Here is a 14,318-nt window from a genome sequence, read left to right as displayed (position 1 = left end):
TCCGAAAAAAATAACTATGAAAAAAAATGTATTAATCACAGGAACATCAACAGGCGTAGGTTTTGAAAGTGCCATTTTATTCGCAAAAAATAACTTTAAGGTATATGCTACTATGCGTAATCTTAAAAAGGCGGTTGAACTTAAGAAACGTATTGCTGAAGATAATTTAGATATTGAAATTCTTGAATTAGATGTCACTAAAATTGAATCGATAACCACTGCTGTTAAAGCTATTATAGAAAAAGATGGCAGAATAGATATTCTTTTTAACAATGCAGGTGCCGGATTTGCAAAAACCACAGAACAAACTACAGAGGCTGAAATAAGATGGGTAACAGATGTCAACTACTTAGGTGTAGTGTTCTGTACACAAGCGGTTTTGCCATATATGAGAAAACAAAAATCCGGACAAATCATATCCATTACTTCCGTTGGTGGATTGGTAGGCCAGCCGTTTAACGAATTGTATTGTGGTGCCAAATTTGCCGTTGAAGGTTTTATGGAAGGTCTTGCCACGTATGTTGGAGATGCTTTCAATATTAAATTTACTTGTGTGGAACCTGGGGGAATATCCACTGAGTTTATGACTTCCGCCATTGATAAAACCGCAGTAGATGGTGAGTTTGCAACGGGTGAATACCTTCCTATTTTTGAAAGATATATGGCCGGAAATCAAAAAAGGGCAAAAGAAAGCGAAGAACAGGTTTACCAAACCGGTTTAGAGGTAGCCACTGTTGCCCTTAACTTAGCACAAAACGAACAACCTCCTTTACGTATTCGTACATCTAAATGGGCAGAAGAGTTTTGCAAATTAAAAACACAAGCTGATCCAGATGGAAAAAAATTAGTACAGCAGATCAAGGAGTCTTTTTTATAAAAAGACTTTCAGTATATCTTATTTAAATTACATTATACTATAAGATAGTATGTGCTATTGATATGTTAAATCAGTTGATTTTCTTTCAAATTAGTCAATATATAAAAGCCTAAAAGCTTAATAGTCTTTAACTTTAACGTAGTAACCATAAAAAGAACATTATGATAAAAAATCATTTTAAGATTTTAGCGATACCTGTATTAGTATTCATTTTTATGGCGTGTAAAGACACAAAGTCAAAATCTAATACGGAAACAAATACAGAAGTCACCATTTCGGTCAATAAAGAAAATTTTCTTCCTGGCGGTCTAGTTGAACCCATATCTATTGTTAGTAAAGAAATGTCTGATGGTTCTACCGCTAATTGTTACAAAATTGTCACTTCTGGCACACCTTCAGAGCATGAAATGGGACCATGGTGTCCAGATAATATTTCTGATGATGCCTCTAAAGGTGGTGTTTGGGCAGTAGAAGGGGAAATCTACGATATTGATGGTGAGTTCATTAAAAATTCAGGAACACTTTTTAATGATGATACTTGGATGCTTTATGATAATACCACGGGTGAAATCACTAAAACAAAGACCAAGGCAGAATGTAATGATGCCGCAGACCCAAATGTTGGCGAAGAATATAAAAACTATTGTGTAGAATGCTTACCATCTTACATCACTGGTATGACGCATACGTATTATATACCGGTTACTCCTAAAAAAGCACCTGAAGGATATGCTTTTAGATCAGGACCTCCAAACGACGGTGAAGATGGCCATGAAAGACCTGAACGCCCAAAAGATGGAGAAAGACCTAAAGGACCACCACCAGGCGGAGAAGGCATGGGACCTTCCAATAGAGGTTTAGCTTTTAACGGTGTTGTTTTCAACGCACCTGCACCTGTAGATAATATCTTAGCGGCTTACACTATTGCTCCTTTTGATGATGCTGGCGGACATATTAATTTACACGAAGGTTATCACTACCATGCGGCAACAGGTGTTTCTAAAAAAATAGCGCAAGAAGATAATCACGCTCCAATGATCGGCTATGCCATGGACGGATATCCAATTTATGCCAATACGGATGCCGATGGTAACGAAGCTACGGACTTAGATGAATTTAGAGGTCACTACGACGAAATTAGAGGTTACCATTACCATGTAGACAAGGCTGGAAGCAACAATTTCATTGACGGTTTACGTGGTGTTTATGCTATGTAAAAAACTTGTTTTACCACTTTTTCTTACTGTTTTTCTCTTGGTAAGCAATGTGCTTTTTGCCCATAATCCAGATTTTTCGAGTATAATTATTTCGAAAACGGAAAATGGGCAAATTGTTATACAATTAAACAGCTCTTTAACGGCTTTTCAACAAGAGGTAAATTATGTAAACGGGGAAGGTGCCTATGCATCTCCAGAAGAATTTCAAGATTTAGTCCTTCAACTTTTTGAGTCTAGATTCGCTATTGTTCTAAACGAAAATATTACTCTTCAATTCAAAAATTCACAAGTGTTCTTAGGTCATGAGACCAAGATTGTTTCAGAGCTAATTGGTTTACCTGAAGAAATAAACCACATCTACTTAAAAAATGAGTTGTTTAAAGACCTATACAACAGCCAATCTGTTGTTGTATTTTTATTGGATAGATTTCCGAAAGAAAAATTTACTCTACAGCGCGATAATCAACACGAACTAAACCTTACTTTAAAAGAAGGAAAATGGGAAGCGCCAATAGACAAAAGAGATAATACACCCTTGAAGTATTTACCCTTTCTGATTACTTTAATAATTGGTGGTTTTTTACTTTTTGTTTCCAGAAAATAAAATATTGTATGAAAAAACCGAATACAGCAGTTTATATCGCTTTAGTAATCGTTATAATCGGTCTTATATTTCAATTTATGGAAATGGGAGTTTTTGGAGAAGATCCCATACCTGAAATCACCCAATATAATCAACTGTTTTTTTGGACCGGAATTCTTATTTGGGCTCTTGGATATATGAAACAAGAAACTGTAAAAAAGAAGGATAGCGAAAATGACCTGTAAACTAAACAACAATCTAACGGGTCTGTTTACGTTGAACTACCACTATAAAACCAACAAACCTTTCGCTACCCTTTTTAAAAATATAAACTTCTTTATTTGAATAGACGAATAGAAGATTCTTTCAAATTCAATTTAGCTGGTTGCGGAAATTCTGCATGAACTATCAATACATTTTCATGATGTTGCTCTAACTCACTCAACACCTTTCTGTTCAACAATAAAATGGTTGAATGACCGTAATGGTCTAATTTATCAAGAATGGTTTTTCCGTTAAATTCACACACCCAATGTGTTTCTGACATATTTTCTTCGTAAAACAACTCTAAAGTTGGCACTTGATAATAATCGTGCTCACCAATACCTTCTAAATCAATAACCAAACGAAGCAATCCGCCTTCCAAAGAGGCTCCTTCACTAGAAATACCTAATTGTTCAAAAGACAATTTACCAGAAGTTGGTTCATTAAATTTTACTTTTATCTCTCCTTGATTTATCTCTACTTTGCTCATCTACGTTTGTTTTTATGATACCACCAAAGCTAGACAACAACGTAGATCAATACTATGATATTTATCAGGATTAATAAATCAATGCATCTTATATATTACAGTTACAATAATACCATGTTCATCTACGACTTTTAAAAGCTCGCGCTGCGCTACAACTTTCAAATTAAATGGTGCCAACAAAAGATTGATGCCACTTTGTTTTTTTAAACGAGTACCTTGACCTGAGATAATATCTACATTAGGTATAAAATCTTTATTAGGAAGATGTTCTGTTACTATTACATACTTGTAATCAACAAGCTTAGCCGCAACTTGCTTTACCTCATTATTAGAGATATGCTGCAAGACTTGCCGAAGAATAGCACAATCTGTATTGGGCAATGTGTCTTTAGCTACATCTAGACATAGAAATTCCAAATTAGGAGCTTTATATTTTTCTTTGTTACGTTCAATTAATTCTGGAACAATATCCACCGCAATAAAATTCTTGGCGTGGTCCACCAATTCTTTTCCCACATTAAAATCCCCGCAACCTAAATCACATACTGAAATTGGTTTTTCAAATGAACTTAAAAAAGCAATTAATTTCTCTACATAAGGTTTTACAATTTCTGGTTTATGCGAACCTTCACCAGAATAAAAATCTTCACCGCCACTACCCCACAAGTTTTTTTCATAGACTTGTTGCATAGCATCTTTTGTTGGCCATGGTTTTTTACTTCTTGATTTTTTTTGTTTACCCTTCATTTATTATCTAAAAACGTGAACTTTTATCTGTATGTAGTAATATAAAGTAAAATCACCAGAGACGATTATTAGCCTCCTTATGTATTGCATGGGGCTTAAAAAAACAACAAATGCGACTCATTAAAAAGTTAACATATAAAAAATGTATTTTCACTAACATAAAAATTCAATTACATGGAACAAATAAAAATCATATTTTTTCTTTTAGGTTCGTTCTTTGGTATTGAAAACAGCAGAATTGCTTCAGACAAAACCACTGTGACCATTTATCCTGAAAAACACAAAATAGAGATTGTTCAGGAAAACCTTTTTACCATAATCCAAGCCGAAAAAGACACACCTCTTATCTTGGCACAATGGGAGCAATTAGCAAATCGCAAAGAAAACAAACTGCCGTGGGCTAAAGAGTTAGAAAATTTCACCAATAAAAATGTGACAATTGAAAATAAGGAAGGAGCCATAGCACCACGCATTTCTTTTAATTACACTGACGAAGATGATTTGCGTGCCTTGGGTATCTGGTATAATAATGAAAAGAAACAATATTCTATTAATAACATTCCAAGAGAGCATACCGCAAGCGAAAACGGTAAATTAGAAGGCAATTATTGGATTTTTGAAGGAAACAGCAAATTTAGCTTCACCATTGAAGCTTTTATTGACTTGCCCAATGAGTTTAAAAAATCAAAACTTGCAATCACTGAAATCTTTGAGGACTAAATTTTAAGTATGGATATACAGAAAAACAAAGAAAATGCCATAGCATTTTACAGAACAGCATACTTGGGTAATCCAAAATCAGCCATAGAGAAATATGTAGGCAGTGAATATATTCAACACAACCCAGACGTTGCCAATGGCACACAAGGTTTTATTGATTATTTTGAACGTATGCAGGCAGAATATCCAGAAAAAATCTATTGAATTTGTACGCTGTATTGAAGAAGGCGATTTAGTTTCACTGCACACGCACCAAACTTGGCCAGGAAATGATCAATACGTGACTATGGATTTCTTTAGGTTTGATGCAGAAGGAAAAATATGCGAACATTGGGATGCTATTCAGCAAATTCCCAAGAAATCCAAGAACCCGAATACCATGTATTAATTTAATATAAAAGCCTAAAACGTTATTATGAAAGATATTGTTATTCAAGGAATTAATTGGGATGCCAAATCATCTTTTCAACAAGGTCCGGCGAAAGCTCCTTACCTCATTAGAAAAGCATTATACAGCGATTCAATGAACTTGTATACAGAACTTGGGGTATCCATAGAAAACGATGCCATTACGGACAAGGGTGATTTTACCATTAATGAGTATTTTGATATTGAGACCATCACCAAAAACAACATAGATGCTGGTTCTAAACTACTTTCTTTAGGCGGAGACCATTCTGTCACTTTCCCCATTATCAAGGCTTTTAACGAATACTACCCAAAACTAGATATCTTACATATTGATGCGCATGCAGATCTGTATCATGAATACGAAGGGGACCCTTATTCTCACGCATGCCCTTTTGCACGGATTATGGAAAACGGTTTTGCTGTAAAATTGGTGCAAGTCGGTATTCGCACTTTAAATCCGCATCAGGCAAATCAAGCAAAAAAATACGATGTTGATGTTCATGAAATGCGGAATTTAGATTTAAACGCGATACCTAAATTCAATAATCCTCTTTACATTTCTTTAGATATGGATGGCTTTGATCCTGCTTTTGCACCTGGAGTTTCTCATCACGAGCCTGGCGGACTCTCATCACGACAAGTTTTAGACTTAATTCATAGTATAGATACCGAAGTAGTAGGTGCTGATATTGTAGAATACAACCCTGATAGAGACTTTCATGACATGACCGCTTACTTGGCCGCAAAAATGATGAAAGAACTTTTAGGAAAATTGATGGGCAATTAAAATCATTTTTCAATAAAAACCAGTAAATTGACCTGTTACTAAACCTAGACCCCTAATGCCGATTACCTTTAAAAATTACATGAAACTCCACAAAGTTTCCTTGATATTGGCAGTATTAAGTTTTGTATTTTACTACACCTTCGCCTATCATTTAGATCGAACCGATTTTATAAAATTGCTCTCTCTTTTTGTAGCACTTTTCTTTTTCTGTTTTAAATTGATACAGTTTGAAAAACTGAATTTCAGGTTCTTATTAGGTATTGGAATTATATTTAGATTAATTTTTCTATTTATAGAACCCAATCTTTCTCAAGATTTTTATAGGTTCATTTGGGACGGTCATTTGGTCTCTAGCGGCACCAACCCCTATTTACACACACCAGATCAGCTAATGGAAAACATGGTATCTATGATACCAAATGCCAATATTCTATATGAGGGCATGGGCAGTTTAAGTGCGCGGCATTATAGCAATTACCCACCTTTGAACCAGCTTATTTTTGCTATTGCGGCATTTGTTGGCGGCAAAAGTATTTTCGGCTCTTTATTTGCCATGCGTGCCATTATTATTCTTGCAGACATAGGTGTATTCTATTTTGGTAGAAAACTGCTAAAAAACCTGAACAGATCTCCGCATTTAATATTCTGGTACTTCTTAAATCCCTTGGTTATTGTAGAACTAACAGGCAATCTCCATTTTGAAGGGGTAATGCTGTTTTTCTTTATTCTAGCCCTATTTTTATTATCTATAGATAAATGGAAAACTGCAGGTGTAGTTATAGCTTGTTCTATTTCAATAAAGCTCGTACCCCTATTATTTTTACCGCTTTTCCTTAAGTACTTAGGATGGAAAAAAAGCATCGTTTTCTACGCTATCATTGGCATAACATCTATTGTACTTTTTCTTCCATTTAATACCCCAGAATTTATAGATAACTATTCTAAAACTATAAAACTGTGGTTTTCTAATTTTGAATTCAATGCAAGCATCTATAACATCGCTAAAAAAACTGCCATAAATTTTGATGCAAAGCCGTGGGAATTTATTAAGGAATACGGTAAAATTACACCGTTGTTTACCATAGCCACTGTTGGTCTATTTACATTTTTACCAAAAAGGTATGATTTAAACAGAGTGCTCTGGTCTATGATGTGGGTATTGACCATCTACTATTTTATATCTACTACCGTACACCCATGGTACGTTATTTTTCTGGTGCTGCTTTCTATTTTTATAACCTACAGATATGCCATCATTTGGTCTGCAGCCATTGTACTGAGCTACTTCGCCTATTCTCAGGCAGATTTCAAAGAAAACCTTTGGCTTCTTGCCATTGAGTATATTTCAGTGTACGGCTACATTGTTTATGAAATTGTTGCACATAATAACAAAAAGTGAAGTTTTTGTAAAAATTATACGATGCGTGATGTCAAATGAATATAATTTGTACATTTACCCCGTAATGAACGAAAACAACTACATATTAAATAGCAACGAGAGCATTCCTGCTCTTACGCGTCCGTTCATAGCTCGCCGCCGTCGCCCGTAAGGGTAAGATATAATTATGGAATTAGGTGAGTCCATTTCCGCACAACAAATCAAAACTTTTTTTACACTTTATAAATCTAACTGGCAATGAACTTAATTGTTGCTAATGAATCACATTTTAAATACGCTCAGGATATTTGCGACACCATAGCCGACTCCGCTAAAGTACGTGGTACCGGTATTGCAAAACGTACCCCTGATTATATTCAGAAAAAACTAGCTAACGGCAATGCTGTTCTTGCATTGGACGGAGATAAGTTTGCTGGCTTCTGCTATATTGAAATTTGGGGACATGAGAAATTTGTGGCCAACTCCGGACTCATAGTACACCCAGACTATAGAGGTCGGGGGCTAGCTAAGAAAATAAAAGCTAAGATTTTCGACCTTAGTAGAGAGAAATTTCCTGATGCTAAAATATTTGGGATCACCACCGGTTTGGCTGTTATGAAAATTAATAATGACCTTGGTTACAAACCGGTTACATTTTCTGAATTGACAGATGACCCAGAATTCTGGAAAGGTTGTCAAACCTGCAAAAACTTTGATATTCTTACTAGAACAGAGCAAAAAATGTGCTTATGCACAGGTATGCTTTATGATGGCGCTACCAAGAAAAAAACCGAAGAGTCAAAAGAAATGAACGGTAAGGCATTTACTAGGTTAAAAAGTATTAAAGAGAGTTTGTTTCTGAAAAAGAAATAAGAGTATAGAGTATAGAGTATAGAGTATAGAGTATAGAGTATAGAGTATAGAGTATAGAGTATAGAGTATAGAAGTTAAAAAATAAATATTGAGAGTAGTGAAATAGCTGATTTATAAAATCTTTTTTCTATTGTCTTTTTTCTAACCTCTCTTTTCTAGCTCTATCAAACTAAAACAATAATTACCCGGCATCACCGGATTTGAACATATTACAATGAAAAAATTAGTACTAGCATACAGCGGAGGATTAGATACATCTTATTGCGCTAAACATTTATCAAAAGACAAAGGGTTTGAAGTTCATGCAGTAAGTGTAAACACTGGCGGATTTTCTTCGGATGAAATAAAAGAAATCGAGAAAAAAGCGATTGAATTAGGGGCAACATCATATACCTCAATAGATGCCGTACAGACTTTTTATGACAAAGTAGTAAAGTATCTTATTTTTGGTAATGTACTAAAAAACAATACCTACCCGCTTTCTGTAAGTGCTGAACGTATTGTACAGGCAATCGAAATTGTTAACTATGCTAAAAAAGTAGGTGCAGGTTACATCGCTCACGGTAGTACAGGAGCTGGAAATGACCAAGTTCGTTTCGATATGATTTTTCAAATCATTGCTCCAGAAATCGAGATCATCACTCCTATTAGAGATAATAAATTAGCAAGAGAAGAAGAGATTGCATACCTAAAAGAAAACGGAGTAGATTACCCTTGGGAAAAAGCTAAATACTCTATTAACAGAGGACTTTGGGGAACATCTGTTGGTGGCGAAGAAACTTTGACTTCTGAAAAAGCATTACCTGATACTGCATACCCAAGCCAGTTACAAGAAAAGAACCCTACGGACGTAAAACTGACTTTCGAAAAAGGAGAGCTAGTTGCTATTGATGGAGAAAAAGATTCTCCCGTTGCTAATATTGAAAAACTTGAGGCATTAGCTTCAAAGTACGCTATTGGTAGAGATATTCATGTAGGCGATACTATTATAGGCACTAAGGGAAGAGTTGGTTTCGAGGCTCCTGCTTCATTAATCATCATAAAAGCACACCATTTACTTGAAAAGCATACGCTTACAAAATGGCAACAATACCAAAAAGAACAACAAGGTAATTTCTACGGAATGTTATTGCATGAAGGTAATTACCTTGATCCTGTCATGAGAAATATAGAAACCTTTTTGACCGACACTCAAAAAACGGTTTCAGGAGATGTTTTTGTTGGCTTATATCCTTTTCAGTTTAGACTACACGGTATTTCTTCTGAACACGATTTAATGACAGATGCTTTCGGTAAATACGGTGAAGTAAATAAAGGTTGGACTGCAGATGATGCTAAAGGCTTTATAAAAATACTTTCTAATTCAGGAAAGATATATAACCATGTTAATGGGGATAAATAAATAGTTAGGAGTTAGGAGTTAAGAGTTAGGAGTTAGGAGTTAGGAGTTAGGAGTTAGGAGTTAGGAGTTAGGAGTTAGGAGTTAGGAGTTAGGAGTTAGGAGAAAAAATAGTATTAAGTAATGAGTACAAAGTATTAAGTAAAATGATTAAAAGTGTTATTCAAGTACTTCGTACTTAATACTTATTACTTGATACTTGATACTCTTTACACAAAATAAAATTATGATTAAAGCAGGTATTATTGGTGGTTCTGGTTATACGGGTGGGGAACTTATTCGCATCTTATTAAATCATCCCGCAACGGAGATAGATTTTGTTTTCAGTACTACAAGGGCTGGAAAAAAAGTAACCACCGCGCATCCGGATTTGCTAGGGACTACTGACCTAGAATTTACAGGAGAAGTCAACCTTGCTATAGATGTTGTTTTTCTATGTCTAGGTCATGGAAACTCTACCGCATTCTTAAAGGCACATGATTTTTCTTCGAAAACAGTAATCATTGATTTAAGCAATGATTTCAGATTGCATGCCGATTCCGATTTTGATGGAAAACAATTTGTATACGGGTTACCTGAATTGAACAAAAGCAACATAGAGAACGCAAAATACATTGCCAACCCCGGTTGTTTTGCTACTGCTATTCAACTAGCGTTGCTGCCATTGGCGAAGGCAAACTTATTAGAAAATGAAGTACATATAAATGCTGTAACCGGCAGTACAGGAGCAGGTGTTAGTCCGTCTGCAACTTCTCATTTTTCATGGAGAAATAATAACGTAAGCTGGTACAAGCCTTTTACCCATCAACATTTGGGTGAAATAAATGAGAGTTTACACTCCCTACAAGAGAATACGGGCAACCTATTTTTTATGCCAAATAGAGGGAATTTCACTCGTGGAATTTTAGCGACTTCTTATACCAAATTTGAAGGCAGTTTAGAAGATGCCAAAAAAATCTATCAAGAATATTATAAGGATGCCATGTTTACCCAAATTTCTGATGAACCTATCAACCTAAAACAGGTGGTAAATACCAATCAATGCCATATTCATTTACACAAACACGATGATATTTTATTGATTACCTCAGCAATTGACAACCTCCTAAAAGGTGCATCTGGACAAGCGGTACAGAATATGAATTTAATTTTTGGTCTAGAAGAAAATCTAGGTTTGAACCTAAAGGCAGGTGTCTTTTAACTTCGGCTACGCTCAGTTACCTAACATAGTAGATGGTGAGAAATAGAAATACAGTTGATGGTTAATGGAATTTTAAAAATCTATTTAAAGAAATCAAGATTAAAATAATATAGTTGAATTATAAGCAGAGCATACTAAGTACTAATAAATTAGAATATACTTTTCACTTAATACTTTGTACTCATTACTTAATACAAAAAACATGAAAATAGCGATTATAGGTGCAGGTAATTTAGGACTTTCTATAGCAAACGGAATTCTAAAAAGTAATGGTGCCACTAGTATGTACCTTACTAAAAGAGACATCAAATCTATTGCTGATTTTGAAAAATTTGACAAGGTTACCGTTACAAACGATAATCGCTTGGCGGTACAAAATTCAGACATTCTAATATTTGCGGTACAGCCCGTTCATTTTGCTGCAATCTTAGAAAGTGTAAAAGATTTATTGACCGAAAATCATGTGATAATATCTACGATAACAGGTTTTGGGATCGAAAAAATAGAAGCAGTTATTGGTAAGGACAATTACATTGTTAGAAGTATGCCAAATACCGCAATCTCAGTTGGTAAATCTATGACCTGTATTTGTAGCAATGAAAAAGGGAAAAAACGTATAGATCTTACAAAAGCAATTTTCAACAGAATGGGGCATTCTATGGAAATACCTGAAAGTCAAATGCAAGCTGCAACAGTTATTTGCGCAAGCGGTGTAGCATTTTGGATGCGTTTAATTCGTGCCACCACCCAAGGCGCCATACAATTAGGTTTTGATGCTAAAGAGGCTCAAGAACTAGCCATGCATACCTGTAATGGTGCTGCAAGCTTATTAATAGATTCTGGCAATCACCCTGAAGAAGAAATAGATCGGGTAACAACACCAATGGGCTGTACCATAACGGGGCTAAATGAAATGGAACACCAAGGTTTAAGCTCTTCTTTAATACAAGGTATAATTGCCTCTTACGATAAGATTACTGAATTTAAAACGAAGTAACACCAGCCAACAAAACCAATTCACTATTAAAATTGATGCTATTGAATTATGAAATTATTCGACGTTTACCCACTATATAATGTTACTCCTGTTTCCGCAAAAGGTATTGTGGTGACCGATGACAAAGGTCAAGACTATTTAGACTATTACGGTGGGCATGCCGTAATATCCATAGGACATTCGCACCCACATTATGTGAAGCGCCTTAAAGATCAATTAGATAAAATAGGATTTTATAGTAATGCGGTACAAAACCCGCTTCAAGTAGAACTTGCTGAAAAACTAGGTGTAGTTTCTGGTTGCGAAGATTACAACTTATTTTTATGTAATTCTGGTGCCGAGGCAAATGAGAATGCGCTTAAAATGGCTTCTTTCGCTACTGGTAAATCTAAAGTTATCGCCTTTAATAATGGTTTTCATGGACGAACTTCTGCTGCAGTAGCGGCAACAGACAATCCATCTATAAATGCCGAATTAAATCAGCAACACGAAGTTGTCTTTCTTGACCTGAACGACATTAAAGGTTTTGAACGGGAAATTTCAAAGAATGTCTGTGCGGTAATCATAGAATCTATACAAGGTGTAGGCGGATTAGATGAACCAACTACCGAATTTTTACAAAAAGTAGCAGCGCTATGTAAAGAAAATGATGCGCTATTAATTGCCGACGAAGTGCAATGTGGCTTTGGTAGAAGTGGTAAATTCTTCGGATTTCAACATCACAATATAAAACCAGATATCATTAGCATTGCAAAAGGAATGGGTAATGGATTTCCTGTTGGCGGTGTTCTAATTCATGAGAACATTAAAGCAAAATACGGAATGTTAGGAACCACTTTTGGCGGAAACCACCTGGCATGTGTAGCTACTTTGGCTGTACTTGAAGTTATTGAAAAAGAAAACTTGATAACCAACGCGCAAGAGCTGGGCATGTACTTTAATGAAAAGGCAAAAGAAATTCCGCAAGTAAAACGAGTAAAAGGAAGAGGATTAATGTTAGGATTGGAATTCGATTTTCAAGTTGCCGATTTACGCAAAAAATTAATCCACGAACAACACTTGTTTACTGGTGGAGCAAAAGATAAAACGGTACTAAGAATTTTACCTGCTTTAAATATTACAAAACAAGATTTAGACGTGTTCTTCACAGCTCTTAAGACTGTATTATCATGAAAACAACACTTAGTTTAGAAAAAAGAAATGCCGTATTAAAACGTATGGTAGAATTGGTGCAACAAGAGGAATCTATTTTAATGTCTGCCAATGAGAAAGATTTAAATTCTTTTGAATCAGGCGACATTGCCATGATCGATCGCTTAAAGGTAAATAAGGACAAGGTAGCAGAAATGGTTTCTTCCTTAAAAAAGTTAGCTTCCCTACCTGACCCTTTGCATGTAGAACGTTTTCAATTTACGCATGACAACGGTTTAGAAATCAGTAATAAAACGGCTCCCTTCGGTACTATTATGATCATTTATGAATCTAGACCGGACGTGACCATTGAAGCTGCAGGAATTGCTTTTAAATCTGGAAACAAAATTTTATTAAAAGGAGGAAAAGAGTCGCTAAACTCAAACTTAGTTCTGGTCAACCTTTGGCATAAAGCATTAGAATCTTGCGACTGTGCTACAGATTGGGTGACCTATCTAAATTACTCTAGAGTAGAAACACAACAGTTTTTAGAAAACCCGACTCAAAAACTAGATTTGATTGTTCCACGTGGTGGTGAAAAATTAATCGCTTTTGTAAAACAACACGCTAAGTGCCCAGTAATTGTTAGCGGAAGAGGAAACAACTTTGTATATGTTTCTCAAGATGCAGATTTGCAATTGGCACTTGATGTTATTGTAAACGCAAAGACGACTAAAATATCGGCTTGTAATGCTGTTGATAAAGTGATTATATCAAGAGATTTACCTCGTAAGGCTGAATTTTTAAGTCACTTGATACAAACCTTAAAGAAGCATAATGTAGAAATATTGACCGATGCCAAACTAGCTGGTATGGATGGTACTTCTCAAATGGAAAATGATTTGGTCTGGTATGAAGAATTTTTAGATTATAAAATTGTCATTGGGCAAGTACCTGATGTTGAAGAAGCTATACAATTGATCAACACTTACGGTGGTGGACATTCTGCTGCTATCATCACAAAAGACGAAGAAGAGGCAGATATTTTTATGCAATCAGTTGACACGGCTGCAGTATACCATAATGCATCTACCCGTTTTACTGATGGCGGACAATTTGGATTAGGTGGTGAACTAGCTATAAGTACTGACAAATTACACCAACGCGGTCCTATTGGCTTGCAGCATTTGGTTACCAATAAATGGTACGTTAAAGGAAATGGACAAGTAAGATAGGTGATTGG

At 35.5% G+C, this 14,318-nt stretch carries 15 protein-coding genes and 1 pseudogene; 14 read left to right on the top strand and 2 right to left on the bottom strand.

Annotated elements, in window-relative coordinates; translation table 11 throughout:
* Positions 1–16: 16 nt before the first annotated feature.
* The 4 genes from SJY30_RS16555 (at position 17) to SJY30_RS16540 (ending at position 2,922) form a co-directional block, all read left to right on the top strand.
* Positions 17–877, top strand: a complete 861-nt coding sequence (locus SJY30_RS16555; protein ID WP_396633229.1) for an SDR family oxidoreductase — start codon at positions 17–19, stop codon at positions 875–877.
* Positions 878–1,038: 161 nt separating this feature from the next.
* Entirely contained in the window at positions 1,039–2,094 is a 1,056-nt protein-coding gene (locus tag SJY30_RS16550; protein WP_396633228.1) for a YHYH protein, read from the top strand.
* The gene (locus SJY30_RS16545; protein WP_396633227.1) at positions 2,084–2,698 is read left to right on the top strand and encodes a hypothetical protein; all 615 of its coding nucleotides are present in this window, start codon (positions 2,084–2,086) and stop codon (positions 2,696–2,698) included. Before SJY30_RS16550 ends, SJY30_RS16545 begins: the two co-directional genes overlap by 11 nt.
* Before the next feature lie 8 nt (positions 2,699–2,706).
* Positions 2,707–2,922, top strand: coding sequence for a hypothetical protein (locus SJY30_RS16540; RefSeq protein ID WP_036156861.1), 216 nt, complete (start codon positions 2,707–2,709; stop codon positions 2,920–2,922).
* 92 nt (positions 2,923–3,014) lie between these two features.
* Here SJY30_RS16540 and SJY30_RS16535 read toward each other — a convergent pair whose 3' ends face one another.
* Together SJY30_RS16535 and SJY30_RS16530 are read right to left on the bottom strand one after the other, a co-directional pair.
* Positions 3,015–3,431 carry a hypothetical protein gene (locus SJY30_RS16535; protein ID WP_396633226.1) on the bottom strand — a complete coding sequence of 139 codons (417 nt, stop codon included), beginning with the start codon at positions 3,429–3,431 and terminating at the stop codon, positions 3,015–3,017.
* Between the two features lie 78 nt (positions 3,432–3,509).
* A complete protein-coding gene (locus SJY30_RS16530; RefSeq protein WP_396633225.1) occupies positions 3,510–4,178 on the bottom strand; it encodes a class I SAM-dependent methyltransferase in 669 nt (222 codons plus the stop codon).
* 174 nt (positions 4,179–4,352) lie between these two features.
* Between SJY30_RS16530 and SJY30_RS16525 the strand changes: the two genes are divergently transcribed.
* The 10 genes and pseudogenes from SJY30_RS16525 (at position 4,353) to SJY30_RS16480 (ending at position 14,310) form a co-directional block, all read left to right on the top strand.
* Positions 4,353–4,898, top strand: a complete 546-nt coding sequence (locus SJY30_RS16525) for a hypothetical protein (protein ID WP_396633224.1) — start codon at positions 4,353–4,355, stop codon at positions 4,896–4,898.
* A gap of 9 nt (positions 4,899–4,907) precedes the next feature.
* Positions 4,908–5,286: pseudogene (locus SJY30_RS16520) on the top strand (nuclear transport factor 2 family protein).
* A 27-nt stretch (positions 5,287–5,313) separates the two neighbouring features.
* On the top strand, positions 5,314–6,096 hold the full coding sequence (gene speB, locus SJY30_RS16515; RefSeq protein ID WP_396633223.1) for an agmatinase: 783 nt from the start codon (positions 5,314–5,316) through the stop codon (positions 6,094–6,096).
* Between the two features lie 79 nt (positions 6,097–6,175).
* Positions 6,176–7,495, top strand: a complete 1,320-nt coding sequence (locus tag SJY30_RS16510; protein WP_396633222.1) for a glycosyltransferase 87 family protein — start codon at positions 6,176–6,178, stop codon at positions 7,493–7,495.
* A gap of 237 nt (positions 7,496–7,732) precedes the next feature.
* The gene (locus SJY30_RS16505; protein WP_396633221.1) at positions 7,733–8,347 is read left to right on the top strand and encodes a GNAT family N-acetyltransferase; all 615 of its coding nucleotides are present in this window, start codon (positions 7,733–7,735) and stop codon (positions 8,345–8,347) included.
* A 214-nt stretch (positions 8,348–8,561) separates the two neighbouring features.
* Positions 8,562–9,749 carry an argininosuccinate synthase gene (gene argG / locus SJY30_RS16500; protein ID WP_396633220.1) on the top strand — a complete coding sequence of 396 codons (1,188 nt, stop codon included), beginning with the start codon at positions 8,562–8,564 and terminating at the stop codon, positions 9,747–9,749.
* 223 nt (positions 9,750–9,972) lie between these two features.
* The gene (argC, locus tag SJY30_RS16495; protein ID WP_396633219.1) at positions 9,973–10,947 is read left to right on the top strand and encodes an N-acetyl-gamma-glutamyl-phosphate reductase; all 975 of its coding nucleotides are present in this window, start codon (positions 9,973–9,975) and stop codon (positions 10,945–10,947) included.
* Between the two features lie 202 nt (positions 10,948–11,149).
* A complete protein-coding gene (gene proC, locus SJY30_RS16490) occupies positions 11,150–11,944 on the top strand; it encodes a pyrroline-5-carboxylate reductase (RefSeq protein WP_036156888.1) in 795 nt (264 codons plus the stop codon).
* A 48-nt stretch (positions 11,945–11,992) separates the two neighbouring features.
* Entirely contained in the window at positions 11,993–13,117 is a 1,125-nt protein-coding gene (locus SJY30_RS16485) for an aspartate aminotransferase family protein (protein WP_396633218.1), read from the top strand.
* The gene (locus tag SJY30_RS16480) at positions 13,114–14,310 is read left to right on the top strand and encodes a glutamate-5-semialdehyde dehydrogenase (protein ID WP_396633217.1); all 1,197 of its coding nucleotides are present in this window, start codon (positions 13,114–13,116) and stop codon (positions 14,308–14,310) included. Before SJY30_RS16485 ends, SJY30_RS16480 begins: the two co-directional genes overlap by 4 nt.
* Positions 14,311–14,318 lie beyond the last annotated feature (8 nt).

This window comes from Maribacter sp. R86514 (assembly GCF_044597005.1).
Classification (GTDB): Bacteria; Bacteroidota; Bacteroidia; order Flavobacteriales; family Flavobacteriaceae; genus Maribacter.
Note: the sequence above shows the minus strand (reverse complement) of the source record. Positions and strands in the feature narration are given on the sequence as shown.